We start from the raw sequence: 17,007 nt of genomic DNA, 5'->3' as shown, positions 1-17,007 counted from the left end.
CCGCCACCGCGTGTTCGGCGGACCGGGCTGGCGTCGAAAAGCCGGTTAGCCGGTCGGCTTCCTGGGCAGCTCTGGTTGGATCTACTCCAGGATGTCGGCGAAGGGGTGCAGCGTGACTGGTCCGGGCGAGATCGTCCACATCGGGGGTTACACCGCGCAGAGCGGCGGGCGGGCGGACGGCATCGTCGCGGCACGCCGCGACCCGGCCACCGGGGCACTCACCCCGCTCGGCACGGTGGCGGTCACGCCGTCGCCGTCGTTCCTCGCGCGGCACCCCACGCGGCCGGTGCTCTACGCGGTCAACGAGTTGACCGAGGGTCTGGTCAGCGCCTGGCAGGTCTCCTCGGACGGCGCGCTGGACGCGCTCGGCAGCTTCTCGACCGGCGGCGCCGAGCCCTGCCACCTGGCGGTGCTGCCCGACGGTGGGCACCTGGTGGCGGCCAACTACGGCAGCGGAAGCGTCGCGGTCTTCCCACTCGACGAGCAGGGCGTGCCCGGCGAACGGACCGATCTCGTGGTCCACGAGGGCCACGGCGCCGACCCGGAACGCCAGGAGCGGGCGCACGCCCACATGGTCTCTCCCGGCCGGGACCCCGAGCCCCTGCTCGCGGTGGACCTGGGCACCGACTCGGTCTACCGGTACGACCTGGACAACGCGAGCGGGCGGCTGGTGCCACGCGGCCCGCGGATGCGTACGGCGCCGGGCGTCGGGCCCCGGCACCTGGCCCGTCATCCCGACGGGCGGCGCTGCTACCTGGTCGGCGAGTTGGACGCCACGGTCACCGCGTACGGGCTGTCCGAGGACGGGTCACTGCACCAGCGTGGCCGGGTCGACGCCAGCGGGCGGACCGGCCACGTCCAGCCGTCGGAGGTCGCTGTCGACCCGGACGGGCGTCTGCTCTACGTCGCGAACCGCGGTATCGGCACCATCGCCGTCTTCGACCTGACCGGTGACCTGCCCGCGCTGGTGTCCGAGGTGGACACCGGCGGGGAGTGGCCGCGACACTTCGCCCTGATCGGCGAGCATCTCTACGTCGCCGACGAGCGGGCGGACATGGTGCGGGTGTTCCGACGTGACCCGAGCACGGGCGTACCGGCTCCGGTGGGCGAGCCCGTACCGCTGGCGAGCCCGACGTGCGTCCTGCCGTGAGCGGACGGAATGACGGAAGCGAATGCGAGAGCGGGGCAGGTTTAGCAACGCCGTGGGGCCGATCCATCACTCTCTGTTGTTAAATGGTGATCAACTGTTTCTCCTGCGTAACTTTAGTCCGAACGGATGTGGCAGAGACGGCACCTAATACGCAAGATGGTCAGCGTGTCTGCAGGCCGCCATCGAATGCGTTCGAAACTCCATCTAGCAGCCGCCGCCGCGACGGCGACGGTTCTCGTCGTCACGACCGGCGTCTGGTTCGGCTACAAGGAGCTGATCCAGCCAAGCTGTTCAGGGGAGATCCGACTCGCCGTGGCGGTCGCCACCGAGCTCGCGCCCGCGGTGGACGCCGCCGCCTCCCAGTGGGTCAAGGACGGCGCCGCAGTCGGCCCCACCTGCATCCGCGTCGATGTCTCGGCATCCGACCCGGTCGACGTGGCCGCCGTGGTGGCCGCGAAGCACGGTGCCGTACTCGCCGGCGTCGGCCAGGCCAGCGGCACGGCCGTCACCCCGGACGTCTGGGTGCCGGACTCCTCGACCTGGCTGCTGCGTCTCAAGAAGGACGCCACGGCGTTCGCGCCGACCAACGGGGCCTCCATCGCGCGCAGCCCCGTCGTCGTGGCGATGCCCGAGCCGGTGGCGACGCGGCTCGGCTGGCCCAACGCCAAGTTCACCTGGGCCGATCTGCTCAAGCAGGTCAACAGCAGCAAGCCGCTGCGTACCGGGATCGTCGAGCCGACCCGCGACGCGGCCGGGCTGTCCGGCCTGCTCTCGCTGACCACGGCCGCCAGTGGCGCGGGCGGCGACGCCCAGCGCAACACCGTGGGCGCGCTGCGGGCGCTGGCCACCGGTCGCTCCTCGCTCCGCAACGACCTCCTCGCCCGCTTCCCGACCGCCACGGACCCGACCTCGATCGCGAGCGCTCTCGGTGCGGCGGCGCTGTCCGAGGAAGACGTGATCGCGTACAACAGCAAGAAGCCTCCGGTGCCGCTCGCCGCGCTCTACATGGAGCCGGCGCCGATGCCGCTGGACTACCCGTACGCGGTGCTGCCCGGCATCGAGCCGACCAAGGCGGCGGCGGCGAAGGTGCTGTACGAGCTGCTCACCGCGCCGAAGTTCCGGGACCGCCTGGCGGCGCAGTCGCTGCGTGGACCGGACGGCAGCTGGGGTGCCGGCTTCAACGCCCCGCAGGGCGCGCCGAGCCCGGCCGGTGGCGCATCGACCGCCCCGGCGGCCGGCGGCACCGCGGCGGGCGGCCTGGACCCGGCCGCGATACAGCGTGTCGTGTCCAGTTGGTCGATCGCCACCCAGTCCGGCCGGATGCTCGCCGTCATCGACGTCTCCGGCTCGATGAAGGACGAGGTGCCCAGCGCCAACAACCGCAGCCGGGAGGAGGTCACCGTCGACGCGGCCCGCCGCGGTCTCGGGCTCTTCGACGACTCCTGGTCCATCGGCCTGTGGACCTTCTCCACGAAGCTGGTCGGCAACCGCGACTACCGGGAACTGGTGCCGATCGGACCGCTCTCCGGCCAGCGGGCCCAGTTGGAGGGGGCGCTCGCCACCGTCAAGCCGTCCAACGGTGACACCGGCCTGTACGACACGATGCTGGCCGCGTACCAGGCGGTGCAGGAGGACTGGCAGCCCGGCCGGGTCAACTCGATCGTGCTGTTCACCGACGGCAAGAACGAGGACGACAACGGCATCAACCAGCAGCAGCTGCTCGCCAAGCTCAAGCAGATCGCCGATCCGGAGCGGCCGGTGCAGGTCATCATGATCGGTATCGGCGAGGGCGTCAGCAAGGCCGAACTGGAGTCGATCACGAAGGTGACCGGCGGGGACGTCTTCGTCACCAAGGACCCGAGCGAGATCGGCAGCATCTTCCTCACCGCCATCGCGAGGCGTCCCCCAGCCCCGCGCTGAGCCGCCGCTGAGCAACAAGGAACCCGTCGTACCGGTGAGCCGGTACGGCGGGTTCCTTGTGTGGCCAGGGGGTTGAAGAAAAGTGACGGCAATACGTCGGAAGCAATCGGCAGTCATAGTTGTCAGGGCAGGATGTCGACGTGTTCCGGCAATCGGTCCGCCTTCGGCCCGACCCGTCGGCCGGGGCCGTCCTGAACAGAGTGGGAGGGCCGGTGACGACCGCGACACTGTTGACCCCCGCCGACACCTCGGCGCCGCCGAAGGACCGTCCGAGCGGACTGGTGGCCCGTGCCGACGAACGTTCCTACATCCGGGTCCTGGTGGTGCTGGACACCACCGTCCTCATCATCGCGTTGCTCGTCGGATACGTCGGCAGGTTCGGTGACGAGGAGCCGGTCGGCTCCAAGATCCCGTACGTGCTGGTGGCCCCCGGCCTGGTCCTGGCCTGGCTGATCTCCCTCAAGGCGCTCGGGTGCTACGACGACCGGGTCGTCGGCTACGGGGCGGACGAGTACCGGCGGGTCAGCTCGGCGAGCCTGCGACTGGCCGGCGCGATCGCCATCGCCGGCTACATCGCCGACGTCGGCGTCTCCCGGGGTTTCCTCGGCATCTCCTTCGCGGTGGGCACGGTCGGGTTGGAGGTGACCCGGTTCGCGGCGCGCAAACGGCTGCACCGGGCCCGCTCGAAGGGCGCCGGCTGGTCCCGCCGGGTGCTCGTCGTCGGCGACACCGCGCACGTCCTGGAACTGGTGCACACCCTGCGTCGCGAGCCGTACGCCGGCTACCAGGTGGTCGGCGCGTGCATCCCCGACGCGCTGCTGGCGCCGGTGGCGCAGCGGCTCGGTGACGTACCGGTGGTGGGATCGTTCCGGGGCATCCCGGAGGCCGTGACCGCAATCGGCGCGGACACCGTGGCGGTGACCGCCTCCGGTGAGCTGACCGCGGCCCGACTGCGTCGACTCGGCTGGCAGTTGGAGGGGACCGGCGTCGACCTCGTCGTGGCCCCCGCCCTCACCGACGTGGCGGGTCCGCGGATCCACACCCGCCCGGTCGCCGGGCTGCCCCTGATCCACGTCGAGGCGCCCGAGTTCCGCGGCGCGCGCAAGTTGGTCAAGGGTTTCGTCGACCGGTCGATCTCGTCGGTCGCCCTGGCGCTGCTCCTGCCGCTGATCGCGGTCATCGCGTTGGCCATCAAGCTGGACAGCCGCGGGCCGGTGTTGTTCCGGCAGGTCCGGGTGGGGCGGGGCGGGCAGGAGTTCGGGGTGTTCAAGTTCCGGACGATGGTGATCAACGCTGACGCGCTGCTCGCCGAGTTGGTGGCCCGGAACGAGACCGACGGCCTGATGTTCAAGATGCGCGACGACCCTCGGGTGACCCGGGTCGGCCGGCTGCTGCGCAAGTGGTCGCTGGACGAGCTGCCGCAGCTGGTCAACGTCCTGCTGGGCCAGATGAGCCTCGTCGGGCCGCGTCCGCCGCTCCCGTCCGAGGTGGCCCGCTACGACGGCGATGTGGCCCGGCGACTGCTGGTCAAGCCCGGCATGACCGGGCTGTGGCAGGTCAGCGGCCGGTCCGACCTCAGTTGGGAGGACGGCATCCGACTCGATCTCTACTACGTGGAGAACTGGTCGCTCGCCGCCGACCTCACCATCCTCTGGAAGACCGCCGGCGCGGTGTTGAACAGTCGCGGCGCCTACTGACCGCCACGCTCACTGCTGCTGCGGGCCGGTCCAGTCCAGGCAGACCACCACGGCGTCGTCGACGAGGTCGCCGGCCACGAAGGCGCGCAGGTCGCCGAGGAGCGACCGGACGGCGTCCAGCGGCTCCATCGGCCCCGTCCGCCGCAGGAACCGGTCCAGTGCCGTCTCGCCGTAGCGGACGCTCTGCCCGGTGGCGTCCACGACGCCGTCGCTGACGACGAACAGCCGGTCACCGCGTTCCAGTGTGAACGTCTGCTCGTGGTAGTCGGTCGCCTCGAACATGCCGAGCGGGAACTGCGCCTCCAGCGGCTGTTCGGTGACCTCACCCCGGCGCAGGAGGACGAGCCGTGGCGAGCCGGCGTCCACCACGGTCATCGTCCCGGAGCGCAGGTCCAGCTCCATCAGCAGCGCGGAGAGGTGCCGCTTGCCCCGGTACTCGTCGTAGATGGCCTGGTCGGCGAGGGCGGCCTGATCGCCCAGGCCGAGGCCGGCCCGGCGGGCGTTGCGTAGCGCGTGGGTGGCCAGCGACGTGAGCAGCGATGCCGCGACACCCTCACCGCTGCCGTTGACCGTGGAGAGCCAGAGCCGTTCCCCGTCGTCGGACCAGTCGAAGCTGTCACCACGCACGGCGTACGCCGGTTCGAGCTGCCCGGCCAGGCTGAACGAGGGGCGGACCCGGCTCCGGCCGGGCAGCAGGTCCCACTGCATCTCGGCGGCCAGCGTGAGCCGCTGGCTGCGTCGGGCCACGCTGTAGACGTCGGTGCCGGGGGAGACGGCGGCCACCTCGTGTGCGAGCGAGGTGGCGATGTCGGCCAGCGCGGCGAGCACCGAGGGGTCGTCGACCACCGGCGCCAGGCGCAGGACGCCCCGGCGTTCGCCGCGCATGCTCACCGGAAGCCAGGCGACGCCGTCGACCAGGACGGGGGACTGGTGGTCGAAGGCACGCCACGCGGGGTGGCCGGCGCCCCGGAGAGAATCACCTTCGGTGAGGGGCAGCAGCTCCGCGAGGCGGTAGTCGACCTGGTACAGCTCCGCCTCGGAGATCCCGTACGCCTCGTCGAGAACCGTGCGGACCCCAGCCACGAGACGGTCGGCGGGTGTCTCGTTCAGGCTGCGTCGTGCCCGATTGACCGGTTCGCTCATCAGGCCTCTTTCATCCGAGCTCGACCACCTCTGGGTTCGGAGTAGTCTCGGGCCACCATGGCCGAACACAACGGTCCGCCGGACCCTACGACGAGTATGGCTGCCGCATTGGACGCGGCGGCGGGTGCCCTGCTGGGTGTCTGGGATTCCGCCCGCGAGGCGACCGCCAGCCGGGTTTCCGGTGCCCAACTACGGGCGGTGATGGTGGTCGAGCAGTACGACGGGATCAACCTACGCCGGCTCGCCACCCGTCTGGACATGTTGCTGAGTTCCGCCAGCCGCCTGTGTGACAGGTTGGTGGCGGCGGGCATGCTCGAGCGCGAGCCGGGGCGCTTCGACCGGCGGGAAATTTCCCTGCACCTCACCCCGGAGGCCCGGCGACTCCTCGCGGAGCTGCGCAAAGACCGCCAGGAGCGGCTGGCCGCCGTGTTGGCCGCGATGAGCCCGGCGGGTCGCGCCGCGCTGGTGAGCGGGGTGCGGGAGTTCGACGAGGTCGCCCGCCGGCAGCGCGTGCGGAGAGCGCCGGACGACGGGGACTCCCCGCGCGGGCGGGACGAATGGCCGCAGGACCCGGACCGGCCCGACGGCCCGGCGCGGAAGTCGTCGGAGCACCCGGACCAGCCCAGTCGAGGGGTGTGGCAGGGCGGGGCGGCAAAACCGGAGCGGACGGTGGGCACGCCCCGCGACTGGTCCGCCGGCGAGCCACCGGTGGCGCGGACCGCCTGAGGGTCGAACCGCAGGGTTCAGCCCGGTGTCGACGCGCACACCGCCAGCATGGCGATGTCGTCGGCGGCCTGCCCGCCCACCCACTCGTCGACCACCTGGAGCAGCCTGTCGACCAGGACCGCCGGAGGCAGACCGGCCGCCGCGGCGAGTGCGCCGCGCAGCCGGCGTTCGCCGAACTTCTCCGCGTGGGCCGGGCCGCCGCTCGCCTCGGTCACCCCGTCGGTGTACGCGAGGAGCAGATCGCCCGGATCGAGGTGCACCCGTACCTCGGTGAACCGGGCGTCGGTCAGCGCGCCGACCGGCATACCGCCGACCGGGACGCCCGTGACGGAACCGGCGGCGGTGACCAGCAGCGGCGCGGGGTGGCCGCCGCCGGCGATCCGGAGATCCACCCCCGTCGGTCCGTGCTCCATCCACCCGAGCAGCAGGGTGGTGAGCTGGCTGCGCCGTGCCGCGTCGGGCGCGTCGAACAGGGTGCGGTTGAGCAGGTGGATCAGCTCCAGGGGGCGCTGCTCGACGAGCCGTAGCGTCTGTAGCGACTGGCGGACCCGCCCGGTCAGCACAGCCGCGCCGACACCCTTGCCGGACACGTCGCCCAGCGCGAACAGTGCGCCGCGCGGGTGCGGGAACACCTCGTAGAAGTCCCCACCGATGCGAAGTGTGTCGCCCGCGGACCGGTAGCCGCCGGCCATGCGTACGCCGGGCACCGTCGGCAGCTCCGGCGGGAGCAGGCTGGTCTGCAACACCCGGGCCAGGTGGGCCTGCTCGCCGTACAGCTCGGCGGCGGCCAGCGCCGCGCCGGCCCGCGCGGCGAATTCGCGGGCCAGCTCGCGGTCGCGGGAGTCGAAGTCGGCCCGCCCGGCACGGCGGACGAGCAGCAGGGCGCCGGCCGGGCCGCCGGGGCCACGCATTGGGCTGACCAGCGCCGCGCCGGGCCGGCCGAAGCTGGGCGGAAGCAGGGCGGTCAGCCCGGCGACGTGGGCGTCCGGCCACTGGGTCGGCTCGCCGAGGTCGCCGTCGAACGCCGCGCCGAGATCGGGGACGAGGTCGCTCAGCTCCTCATCGGCCAACCCGGTCACCGGGGCCGGCTCGTCGTCGGCGTACCGCGTGAAGCGGGGTGCGGCTCGGCCGGCGCGGGCGGGCGGAGCAGCGCCACGGCGGCGTCGGCCAGGTACGGCACGGCGAGGGTCACGGTGGTACGGAGTGTCTGGTCCCGGTGCAGCGAGAGCCCGAGCCGGCTGCCGGCCCGGGCGAGGAAGGCGGTGCGGGAGCGTTCGGCCAGCAGGGCGTCGGTGCGGGCGTGCTCCTCGGTGACGTCGCGGACGTACCAGGCGTACCGGTCGCCGGCGAGCTGCCGCCGGGTGCCACGCAGGTGGCGGCCGTGGTGCTCGGCCTCGAACGCGGCGGTGCCGTCGCGGACGGCTCGGGCCAGCGCCGTCATCGGGAACCCGGACAGCTCGATGCCCGCGACGATCTCCGGGAGCAGCTCGACCGCCCGGGCGTTGACCAGGGTCACCCGGCCGTCCGCGTCGGTCGTCAGCACCGCCTCGGCGAGCCCGTCGAGCAGCTCGCGGGCCAGCGGCGGGTCGGCGGGCAACCCGGTGCCGGGGTGGCGGGTCGGACGGCGCGATGTCTGCCCGTCCCCGCCGACCGGACCGGCCGAGCCGCCCCGTTGGGTCGTGGTCACCGCCCGACGCCGGCCCGCGTCCGACGACCTGTACGCATACCGCTCCCGCGCTCCTCGCCTGCCGATCGTTGCTCGACGGCAAGGGTACCGAGCCGCACCGACACACTCCCAGACCGCGTCGCCGGTAATCAGCCGGCGCGGTTCAGCCAGCCGGCGGGTCGGGCGACGATCCGCCGTACCACCGAGCCGGCCGCGCCCACGGCGGCGGCCTCCGGCCCGAGGGTCGACGGGCGGACCGTGACCGGTGACCAGGCGGCGGTGAGCACCCGGGCCTTGATTTCGGCGAGCACCGGTGGGCAGAGCCAGGGGGCGAGCGGGGCGTACCCGCCGCCGAGTACCACGGTGTCCAGGTCCAGCAGGTTCACCACACCGGCGACCGCCACCCCGAGGGCGGTGCCGGCGTCGTTCAGGGCGCGCAGCGCGGCCGGCTCGCCGGCCTCGGCCAACTCGGCCAGGCGGGCCGTCGCGGTGTCGGCGGGTAGCTCCGCTCGTACCAGTCCGGCAGCGGCCACGATCGCCTCCTGACCGGCGTACTGCTCCAGGCAGCCGCGCCCCCCGCAGCGGCAGGGCCGCCCCTGCGGGTGTACCGGCAGGTGCCCGATCTCGCCGCTCCAGCCGCGTACGCCCCGGAACAGCGCGCCGTCCAGGACGATCCCCGCGCCGATGCCGACCTCGCCGGAGATGTGCAGGAAGCTGGCCGGGCCGGGCGGTCGGGAGTGCAGCTCGCCGAGCGCGGCGAGGTTGGCCTCGTTGTCCACCACCAGGGCCGGTACGTCCGGTACCCGATCGGTGAGGGGTGGGTGCGCGCTCAGCAGCTCGGGCACCGGCACGTCCCGCCAGCCGAGGTTCGGCGCGAGCCGGACCTGCCCGGAGTCGTCGATCAGGCCCGGTACGGCGAGCGCGGCCCCGGCGAGCGTGAGGCCCTGCCGGGCCGCGTCGGCGCGGGCCTGCCGGGCCAGGTCGACGAGGCGGGCCAGGGCGTCCTCGGGCGCGACGGGGCGCAGGTCTGCGCGGTGCACGGTGCGGTGGCGGACCTGGCCGGCGAGGTCGACGACGCATACCGTCAGATAGTCGACGTTGACTTCGAGCCCGAGCCCGGCCGGGCCCTGGTCGGCCAGGACCAGTCCGCGTGCCGGGCGGCCGGCGCCGGCCCAGGGCGCCGGCTCGGCCTCGCTGACCAGTTGGCCCGCGAGCAGGTCCTCGACGACCGCGGAGACGGTGGCCCGGGTCAGCCCGGTGGCCGTGGCCAGGTCGGCGCGGGACGGGGGTCGGTCGGCGGCGGCGATCCGGCCGAGGACCAGGGCGAGGTTGAGTTCGCGCAGGCTGCCCTGACGGGCCGCGCCGACCGGGGCGTGGGTGGGGCTCACCCCTTGACACTGCCATAGGGCGGGCAAATAATTCAATCGCTGAACAAATACCTGACACCACCATCCCGGAGGTCACCCATGGCACCTCGTCCCACCCCCGCCGACAAGTTCTCCTTCGGGCTCTGGACCGTGGGCTGGCAGGCCCGCGACCCGTTCGGCGACGCGACCCGCCCCGAGCTGGACGCCGTCGAGGCGGTGCACCGGCTCGCCGAGCTCGGCGCGTACGGCATCACCTTCCACGACGACGACCTGATCCCGTTCGGCGCGGACTCCGCGACCCGCGACCAGCACATCGCGCGGTTCCGCAAGGCCCTCGACGAGACCGGCCTGGTGGTGCCCATGGTCACCACCAACCTCTTCACCCACCCGATCTTCAAGGACGGCGGCTTCACCAGCAACGACCGCGACGTCCGCCGTTTCGCGCTGCGCAAGGTGCTGCGCCAGGTCGACCTGGCCGCCGAGCTGGGCGCGAGCACCTTCGTCATGTGGGGTGGCCGCGAGGGCTCCGAGTACGACCTCGCCAAGGACGTCCAGGCCGCCCTGGACCGCTACCGCGAGGCCGTCAACCTGCTCACCCAGTACTCCATCGACAAGGGCTACAACCTGCGCTTCGCCCTGGAGCCCAAGCCGAACGAGCCGCGCGGCGACATCCTGCTGCCCACCATCGGGCACGCGCTCGGCTTCATCTCCCAGCTGGAGCACCCGGAGCTGGTCGGCCTCAACCCGGAGGTCGGACACGAGCAGATGGCCGGGCTCAACTACGCCCACGGCATCGCCCAGGCGCTCTGGCAGGGCAAGCTGTTCCACCTGGACCTCAACGGCCAGCGTGGCATCAAGTACGACCAGGACCTGGTCTTCGGTCACGGTGACCTGATGAACGCGTTCGCCCTCGTGGACCTCCTGGAGAACGGTGGCCCGAACGGCGGGCCGACCTACGACGGTCCCCGGCACTTCGACTACAAGCCGTCGCGTACCGAGGACATGGACGGGGTGTGGGCGTCGGCGGCGGCCAACATGAGCACGTACCTGCTGCTCAAGGAGCGCGCCGCGGCGTTCCGCGCCGACCCGGAGGTCGTCGAGGCGCTGGCCGCCAGCAAGGTGGGCGAGCTGAGCACGCCGACGCTGGGCGACGGCGAGGGCTACGAGGAGTTCCTGGCCGACCGTTCCGCGTTCGAGGACGTCGACGTGGACGCGGTGGCCGCCCGGGGCTTCGCCTTCGTCCGGCTCAACCAGCTCGCCGTCGAGCACCTGCTCGGCGCCCGCTGAGGCCCCGCCATGCCGCTGGTCGCGGGCGTTGACTCGTCGACACAGTCCTGCAAGGTGGTCATCCGGGACGCGGAGACCGGCGCTCTGCTCCGGCAGGGCCGGGCGCCGCACCCGGACGGCACCGAGGTCGACCCGGAAGCCTGGTGGCAGGCGCTTCGCGGCGCCGTCGACGAGGCCGGTGGGCTGGCCGACGTCGCGGCGGTCTCGGTCGCCGGCCAGCAGCACGGCATGGTCTGCCTCGACGAGGGCGGCCAGGTGGTCCGTCCGGCCCTGCTGTGGAACGACACCCGCTCCGCCGACGCCGCCGCCGACCTCGTCGAGGAGGCCGGCGGCGGCGAGGCGGGGCGTCGCTTCTGGGCCGACGCCACCGGCAGCGTGCCGGTGGCGAGCTTCACCATCACCAAGCTGCGGTGGCTGGCCCGGCACGAGCCGGAGCAGGCCGCCCGGGTGGCCGCCGTGTGCCTGCCGCACGACTGGCTGACCTGGCGGCTGGCCGGCGCGCCCGGCCTGTCCGCGCTGCGAACCGACCGGGGGATGCCAGCGGCACCGGCTACTGGTCCCCGGCCACCGGCACCTACCGTCCGGACCTGCTGGAACGGGCGTTCGGCCGGCAGCTCGTGGTGCCCGAGGTGCTGGGCCCGGCCGAGTCGGCCGGTCGGCTGACCGGGGAGTGGGGTGACGCCCTGCTGGGGGCGGGCACGGGCGACAACGCCGCCGCGGCGTTCGGCGTCGGCGCCGGTCCCGGCGACGTGGTCGTCTCGATCGGCACCTCCGGCACCGTCTTCAGCGTGGCCGACGTTCCGGCCGCCGACGACAGCGGTGCCGTGGCCGGCTTCGCCGACGCGTCCGGTCGCTTCCTGCCGCTGGTGTGCACGCTCAACGCCGCACGCGTGCTGGACGCCGCCGCCGCGATGCTCGGCGTCAGCCTGGACGAGCTCGCCGAGCTGGCCCTCTCCGCCCCCGCCGGCGCGGACGGGCTGGTCATGGTGCCCTACCTGGAGGGCGAGCGGACGCCGAACCGTCCGCTGGCCACCGGTGCCGTACACGGCCTGACCCTGCGCACCTCGACCCCCGCGCACCTGGCCCGGGCCGCCGTGGAGGGCATGCTCTGCGCCCTCGCCGACGGCCTGGACGCGCTGACCGCGCAGGGGGCCACCGTCCGCCGGGTCATCCTGGTCGGCGGCGGGGCACGGTCGGCCGCGGTCCGCCGGATCGCGCCGCAGGTCTTCGGCTGCCCGGTCGTCGTCCCGCCCGCCGGGGAGTACGTCGCCGACGGGGCCGCCCGCCAGGCCGCCTGGGTCGCCCTGGGCGGTCCGACGCCGCCGCAGTGGGACGTCAAGGGAACCGAGGAGTACGCGGCGGAGCCCGTCCCCGCCGTCCGTGACCAGTACGCCGCGGCTCGCGGGCTGGTGCTCGACCGGCGCTGAGCGTCGGGTCGACCGGGTGGGCGTCGGTCAACGGTGATCGACGCCCACCCGCGTGCCGACCTGCTCGGCCGGGTCTGATTGGCTGCGGGTCATGACGGTGACCAGTGGCGGGCGGGAGCAACGCGCGCGCGGCCGGGGCGGTGGTCCGGCGCACCGGCTGTACAGCGTCGTGGTGTTCGTGGTGCTCGCCTCGTTGGACAACGTGGCGATCGGACTGGTCCCACCGCTGTACGGGCCGATCGCCCGGACGTTCGACGTGTCGACCGGGCTGCTGGGCGTGGTCACCGCCGTCAGCTTCCTGGTCAGCGCGGTAGCCGCCGTCGGCTGGGCGTACGTCGGGGACCGCGGCAACCGTAAGCCGCTGCTCATGGTGGGCACGCTGCTCTGGGCGGCGGGCACCGGCGGCAGCGCGCTCGCCGGCGGGTACCTCACGTTCCTGGCCGCCCAGTTCGTCGCGGCGGTCGGCCTCGGCGCGGTCGGCTCGGTCGGCTTCTCGGTGGTCACCGACCTGATCTCACCGGCCCGCCGTGGGTTGGTGATGAGCTTCTGGGGGCTCTCCCAGGGCGTCGGCACGCTCGCCGGCACGCTCGTCGGTGGGCTGCTCGGCGCCACCGACTGGCGGCGGCCGTTCCTGCTGCTGACCGGGGTGGGGCTGACCGCCACCGTGGCGTACCTGTTCACGTACGACATCCGTCGCGGCCAGAGCCAACCGGAACTGGTGGACGCCCTGGACTCCGGTGCCGAGTACGACTACCGGATCAGCCGGGCCGACCTGCCGCGCATCCTGGACCGGCGGACCAACCGGTGGCTGATCCTGCAGGGCCTGACCGCGCAGGCCGCCTTCGGCTCACTGGTGTGGCTGCCGAGGCTCTTCGCCGAGCGGGCCGAGGCCCAGGGCTACTCGGAGTCGACCGCCGTGGTGGTCGGCAGCGTCTTCGCCACCCTGTTCCAACTCGGCGGGGTCCTCTCCATCGTGGGCGGCCTCGTCGGCGACGCGGCGCAGCGGCGTACCCCCCGGGGTCGGGCAGTGGTCGCGGCGGTCGGCATCCTCGCCGCGCTCCCGTTCTACCTGGTGTTGTTCTTCGTGCCGGTGACCATCGACGTGCCGGACGGCGGGAGCGGCGGCGCGGTCGTCGGCGCGGTGCTGGTCAGTGTGTTCACCGAGCCGTCGGTGGGGCTGAGCCTGCTCACCGCCGTGGTGGCGCTCGCGTTGACGTCGGCCAACTCGCCGAACTGGTTCGCGCTGATCGCCGACGTGAACCCGCCGGAGCACCGGGGGACCGTCTACAGCCTCGGCAACCTGGTCAACGGCGTCGGCCGGGCGGCCGGCAACGGGCTGGTCTGGGGAGCCTTCCAGGGGCTGCGAACGGCGTTTCCGCCGCCCCTGAACTTCGCCGTCGGCCTGGCCGCGTTCCAACTCTTCTTCATTCCCACCGGCGTCATGTACTGGCTCGCCTCGCGCAGCTCGCCGACCGACATCGACAACGTGCACAACCTGCTCCACACCCGAGCCGAACGCCTCTGACGCCGCCGCCGCGTGCCCGCGCCGGCTCGCTGGCCGGTCTTCTGGAGGGCTTGGACCTCCTTCTCACCACCCGGTCATCGGGCCGCCTCTCCCCGGTCCGGGTAGTGCCAGCGCCTCCTTTGCTCTGCTTCAACCCCGGCAACAGTCGGCGCCCTTACGTGTTGCCTGGGTTGAAGCAGAGCAAAGGGCGTGATGTACACCCCGCCCCCCGGACCGCCCCACCGACCCGGCGCGCTAAAAGCGGTGGTCGGTCGGGGCGGTGGGGCGGTCGGCGCGGTGTGCAGCGGTCGATCGGGTGGGTCAGCCGCGCAGCCAGACCGTCACGTCGGTGGGGACCGCGCCCTGGTCGGTCAGCGGGGCGCTGGCCGCGAGCACCTCGGCGTTGGCCGGTACCGGCACGGGGGCGTCTCCGAAGTTGGTCAGCACCGTCAGGTCGCCGTTGCGGAACACCAGCGTCTCGTCATTGGAGGAGACCCACTCGAGCGTGCCCCGGCCCAGACCGTGGGCGCGGCGTAGCCGCAGCGCCGCGCGGTACAGCTCGTACGTCGAGCCGGGCACGTCGCGCTGCCGGTCGAGCGCGTACTCCGCCCAGGACGGCGGCTGCGGCAGCCAACTGGCGTCGGTGGGCCCGAAGCCGTACGACGGGGCGTCGGCCTCCCACGGGATCGGCACCCGGCAGCCGTCCCGGCCCCGCTGGGTGTGCCCGCTGCGCGCCCAGGTCGGGTCCTGGCGGGCCTCGTCCGGCATGGTGGTGTGCTCGGGCAGGCCCAACTCCTCGCCCTGGAAGAGGTACGCGGAGCCGGGCAGGGCGAGCATCAGCAGGGTGGCCGCCCGAGCCCGACGCAGGCCGAGCGCGGCGTCCGGCTGCGGGTCACCGATGCCGATGCCGTTGGGCCGGCCGCCACCGATCGCCAGGCCGAGCCGGGAGGCGTGCCGCACCACGTCGTGGTTGGACAGCACCCAGGTCGTCGGCGCGCCCACCGAGTCGGTCGCTTCCAGGGACCGGGTGATCACCGCGTACTGGGCCGGCGCGGTCCACGCGGCGAGCAGGTACTCGAAGTTGAACGCCTGGTGCATCTCGTCCGGGCGGACGTAGCGGGCCAGCCGCTCGGCCGGCTCGACCCACGCCTCGGCGACCAGCACCCGTTCGCCGGGGTAGCTGTCCAGGACCTGCCGCCACTGCCGGTAGATCTCGTGCACGCCCTCCTGGTCCCACATCGGCGGTCGCGGCTTGTCGATCTCGTTGCCGGAGAGGATCTCCTGGGGCTCCTGCCAGTCGGGCAGGTTCGCCTGCTTGATGAGGCCGTGCGCCACGTCGACGCGGAAACCGTCCACCCCCCGGTCCAGCCAGAACCGCAGGACGTCCAGGAACTCCTCGTGCACCTCCGGGTTGTCCCAGTTGAGGTCCGGCTGGCCGGTGTCGAACAGATGCAGGTACCACTGGCCGGGCTGGCCGTCCGGGTCGACCGTGCGGGTCCACGCCGGACCGCCGAAGACGCTCTGCCAGTCGTTCGGCGGCTGCTCCCCGGCCGGGCCGAGGCCGTCCCGGAAGATGTACCGGGACCGCTGAGCGCTGCCCGGGGCGGCGGCCAGGGCCTCCTGGAACCAGCGATGCGCCGAGGAGGTGTGGTTGGGCACCAGGTCGACGATCACCCGAAGGCCGCGCGAGCGGGCCTCGGCGATCAGCTTGTCCGCGTCGGCGAGGGTGCCGAACAGCGGATCGACGTCCCGGTAGTCGGCCACGTCATAGCCCGCGTCGGCCTGCGGCGACGGATAGAACGGGGACAGCCACACCGCGTCCACCCCCAGCTCGACCAGGTGGTCGAGGCGGGCGGTGATGCCCGGTAGGTCACCGATTCCGTCGCCGTTAAAGTCGGCGAACGAACGCGGGTAGATCTGGTAGATGGCGGCCTCGGTCCACCAGCCGGTGGCGGTCTGCTGCGTCGGGTCGGTGTTCAGGGTCGTCTCCCGTGTCGTGCCGTGGTTGATGTTTCAGTGTGCCCGGGGCGGTGCGGTGGACTCCCGGACGACCAGCCGAGTGGGCAGGATCACCGGCGAGTCGCCCTCGGCGGTCCGTTGACCGACGACCGGGCCCAGCGTGCGGGCCCCGAGCGGGTCGAGCAGTATCCGGGCGGCCAGCCGGCCCTGTTCCGCGGCCGGCTGGGCCACCGTGCTGAGGCCCAGCACGCCGGCGAGGTCGTGGTCGTCGATGCCGACCACGCTGACGTCCTGCGGTACGCGCAGACCGGCATCGCGCAGCGCGGTCATCGCGCCCATCGCCATCTCGTCGCACGCCGCGACGATCGCCGTCGGTGGCTCACCGCGGGCCAGTAGTTCGGCGGCGGCCCGGTTGCCACCGTCGATGGTGAACGACGAGTCGACGTCGAGGCTCGGATCGGGGCGCAGGCCGGCGGACCGCAGTTCGGCCTGGTAGCCCCGGCGTCGGTCGAGGTGGGTGGTGTAGGCCAGTTCGTCGTCGGGGTCGCCCGAGATGTGCGCGATCCGACGGTGGCCGAGGTCGAGCAGGTGCCGGGTGGCCATCCGTGAGGCGGCCACGTCGTCGATGCGTACGCAGGGCCAGTTGGGGACCCGGCTCCCCGAGCTGATGGTCACGCCGGGCAGGTCCAGGGCGGCCAGGGCGGTCAGGTCGGCCGGGCGCAGCGGCGTGGCGACCAGCATGATGGCGTCCACCCGCTTGTGGAGGTTGGCCGTACGCAGCACCCGCTGGCGGATCTGCTCCCGACCGCCGAGGTTGTAGAGCAGCAGGTCGTAGCCGGATTGGTGGAGGTGCTCCTCGACGGCCTCGACGACGGTGCTGAAGAACCAGCGGGTGATCCGGGGTACGACCACCGCGACCGTCCCGGTGCGACCACCGGCGAGCCGGGACGCGCTCGGCGATACCGCGTAGTCGAGTTGCTCGGCGGCGGCCAGCACGCGGCGTCGGGTGGCGGCCGAGACCGTCGGCAGCCCGCGCAGGGCCCGCGAGACGGTGGCCGTGGAGACCCCGGCCAGCCGGGCGACATCATCAATCTTCGTCACGGTTCCCCCGCTCGGTACCCGTTGCCCGCCGCCGCCCTCAGGGGCCGGACGGCGACGGGC

12 protein-coding genes and 1 pseudogene are annotated in these 17,007 nt (G+C 73.0%); 7 read left to right on the top strand and 6 right to left on the bottom strand.

From position 1 onward, the window contains the following. Window positions 1-112: 112 nt before the first annotated feature. The 3 genes from ACQP0N_RS26995 to ACQP0N_RS26985 all read left to right on the top strand — a co-directional run bounded on the left by ACQP0N_RS26995 (window position 113) and on the right by ACQP0N_RS26985 (window position 4,767). On the top strand, window positions 113-1,150 hold the full coding sequence (locus ACQP0N_RS26995) for a lactonase family protein (protein ID WP_433115063.1): 1,038 nt from the start codon (window positions 113-115) through the stop codon (window positions 1,148-1,150). Between the two features lie 165 nt (window positions 1,151-1,315). After that, window positions 1,316-3,070: a substrate-binding domain-containing protein gene (locus tag ACQP0N_RS26990; protein WP_355052199.1), complete on the top strand. Its 1,755-nt coding sequence runs from the start codon at window positions 1,316-1,318 to the stop codon at window positions 3,068-3,070. A gap of 212 nt (window positions 3,071-3,282) precedes the next feature. Then, window positions 3,283-4,767, top strand: a complete 1,485-nt coding sequence (locus tag ACQP0N_RS26985; RefSeq protein ID WP_433115061.1) for a sugar transferase — start codon at window positions 3,283-3,285, stop codon at window positions 4,765-4,767. Between the two features lie 9 nt (window positions 4,768-4,776). On the opposite strand, the gene ACQP0N_RS26980 is transcribed toward ACQP0N_RS26985, so the two are convergent. Continuing rightward, window positions 4,777-5,910, bottom strand: a complete 1,134-nt coding sequence (locus ACQP0N_RS26980) for a PP2C family protein-serine/threonine phosphatase (protein ID WP_433115059.1) — start codon at window positions 5,908-5,910, stop codon at window positions 4,777-4,779. Window positions 5,911-6,006: 96 nt separating this feature from the next. Between ACQP0N_RS26980 and ACQP0N_RS26975 the strand changes: the two genes are divergently transcribed. Beyond that, window positions 6,007-6,636, top strand: coding sequence for a MarR family winged helix-turn-helix transcriptional regulator (locus ACQP0N_RS26975; RefSeq protein WP_433115057.1), 630 nt, complete (start codon window positions 6,007-6,009; stop codon window positions 6,634-6,636). 17 nt (window positions 6,637-6,653) lie between these two features. Here the strand turns inward: ACQP0N_RS26975 and ACQP0N_RS26970 are convergent, their stop codons facing one another. From ACQP0N_RS26970 to ACQP0N_RS26960, 3 genes are all read right to left on the bottom strand, one after another. Continuing rightward, window positions 6,654-7,715 carry a PP2C family protein-serine/threonine phosphatase gene (locus ACQP0N_RS26970; RefSeq protein ID WP_433115055.1) on the bottom strand — a complete coding sequence of 354 codons (1,062 nt, stop codon included), beginning with the start codon at window positions 7,713-7,715 and terminating at the stop codon, window positions 6,654-6,656. Beyond that, entirely contained in the window at window positions 7,712-8,323 is a 612-nt protein-coding gene (locus tag ACQP0N_RS26965) for a hypothetical protein (protein WP_433115053.1), read from the bottom strand. Before ACQP0N_RS26965 ends, ACQP0N_RS26970 begins: the two co-directional genes overlap by 4 nt. 128 nt (window positions 8,324-8,451) lie before the next feature. Continuing rightward, window positions 8,452-9,690, bottom strand: a complete 1,239-nt coding sequence (locus tag ACQP0N_RS26960; RefSeq protein ID WP_433115051.1) for an ROK family transcriptional regulator — start codon at window positions 9,688-9,690, stop codon at window positions 8,452-8,454. A 78-nt stretch (window positions 9,691-9,768) separates the two neighbouring features. On the opposite strand from ACQP0N_RS26960, the gene xylA reads away from it, so the two are divergent. From xylA to ACQP0N_RS26945, 3 genes and pseudogenes are all read left to right on the top strand, one after another. Next, window positions 9,769-10,956 (top strand): xylose isomerase, encoded by a 1,188-nt coding sequence (gene xylA, locus ACQP0N_RS26955; protein ID WP_433115049.1) that lies wholly within the window; start codon window positions 9,769-9,771, stop codon window positions 10,954-10,956. A gap of 9 nt (window positions 10,957-10,965) precedes the next feature. Next, window positions 10,966-12,383 (top strand): annotated as a pseudogene (xylB, locus tag ACQP0N_RS26950) (xylulokinase). A 91-nt stretch (window positions 12,384-12,474) separates the two neighbouring features. Further along, window positions 12,475-13,908, top strand: coding sequence for an MFS transporter (locus tag ACQP0N_RS26945; protein ID WP_433115047.1), 1,434 nt, complete (start codon window positions 12,475-12,477; stop codon window positions 13,906-13,908). 300 nt (window positions 13,909-14,208) lie between these two features. On the opposite strand, the gene ACQP0N_RS26940 is transcribed toward ACQP0N_RS26945, so the two are convergent. Together ACQP0N_RS26940 and ACQP0N_RS26935 are read right to left on the bottom strand one after the other, a co-directional pair. Further along, window positions 14,209-15,867, bottom strand: coding sequence for a glycoside hydrolase family 13 protein (locus tag ACQP0N_RS26940; RefSeq protein ID WP_433121841.1), 1,659 nt, complete (start codon window positions 15,865-15,867; stop codon window positions 14,209-14,211). A gap of 33 nt (window positions 15,868-15,900) precedes the next feature. After that, entirely contained in the window at window positions 15,901-16,947 is a 1,047-nt protein-coding gene (locus ACQP0N_RS26935; protein ID WP_433115045.1) for a LacI family DNA-binding transcriptional regulator, read from the bottom strand. Window positions 16,948-17,007 lie beyond the last annotated feature (60 nt).

The sequence above is a fragment of the Micromonospora sp. CA-246542 genome, assembly GCF_050942905.1.
Classification (GTDB): domain Bacteria; phylum Actinomycetota; class Actinomycetes; order Mycobacteriales; family Micromonosporaceae; genus Micromonospora.
The sequence above is the reverse complement of the archived record's forward strand: the minus strand, read 5'-3'. Positions and strand labels throughout refer to the sequence as shown.

Coding starts and splice junctions, on each gene's coding strand:
- ACQP0N_RS26980 (WP_433115059.1), bottom strand. CDS start 5,910: ATGAGCGAACCGGTCAATCGGGCACGACGCAGCCTGAACGAGACACCC.
- ACQP0N_RS26975 (WP_433115057.1), top strand. CDS start 6,007: ATGGCTGCCGCATTGGACGCGGCGGCGGGTGCCCTGCTGGGTGTCTGG.
- xylA (WP_433115049.1), top strand. CDS start 9,769: ATGGCACCTCGTCCCACCCCCGCCGACAAGTTCTCCTTCGGGCTCTGG.
- ACQP0N_RS26945 (WP_433115047.1), top strand. CDS start 12,475: ATGACGGTGACCAGTGGCGGGCGGGAGCAACGCGCGCGCGGCCGGGGC.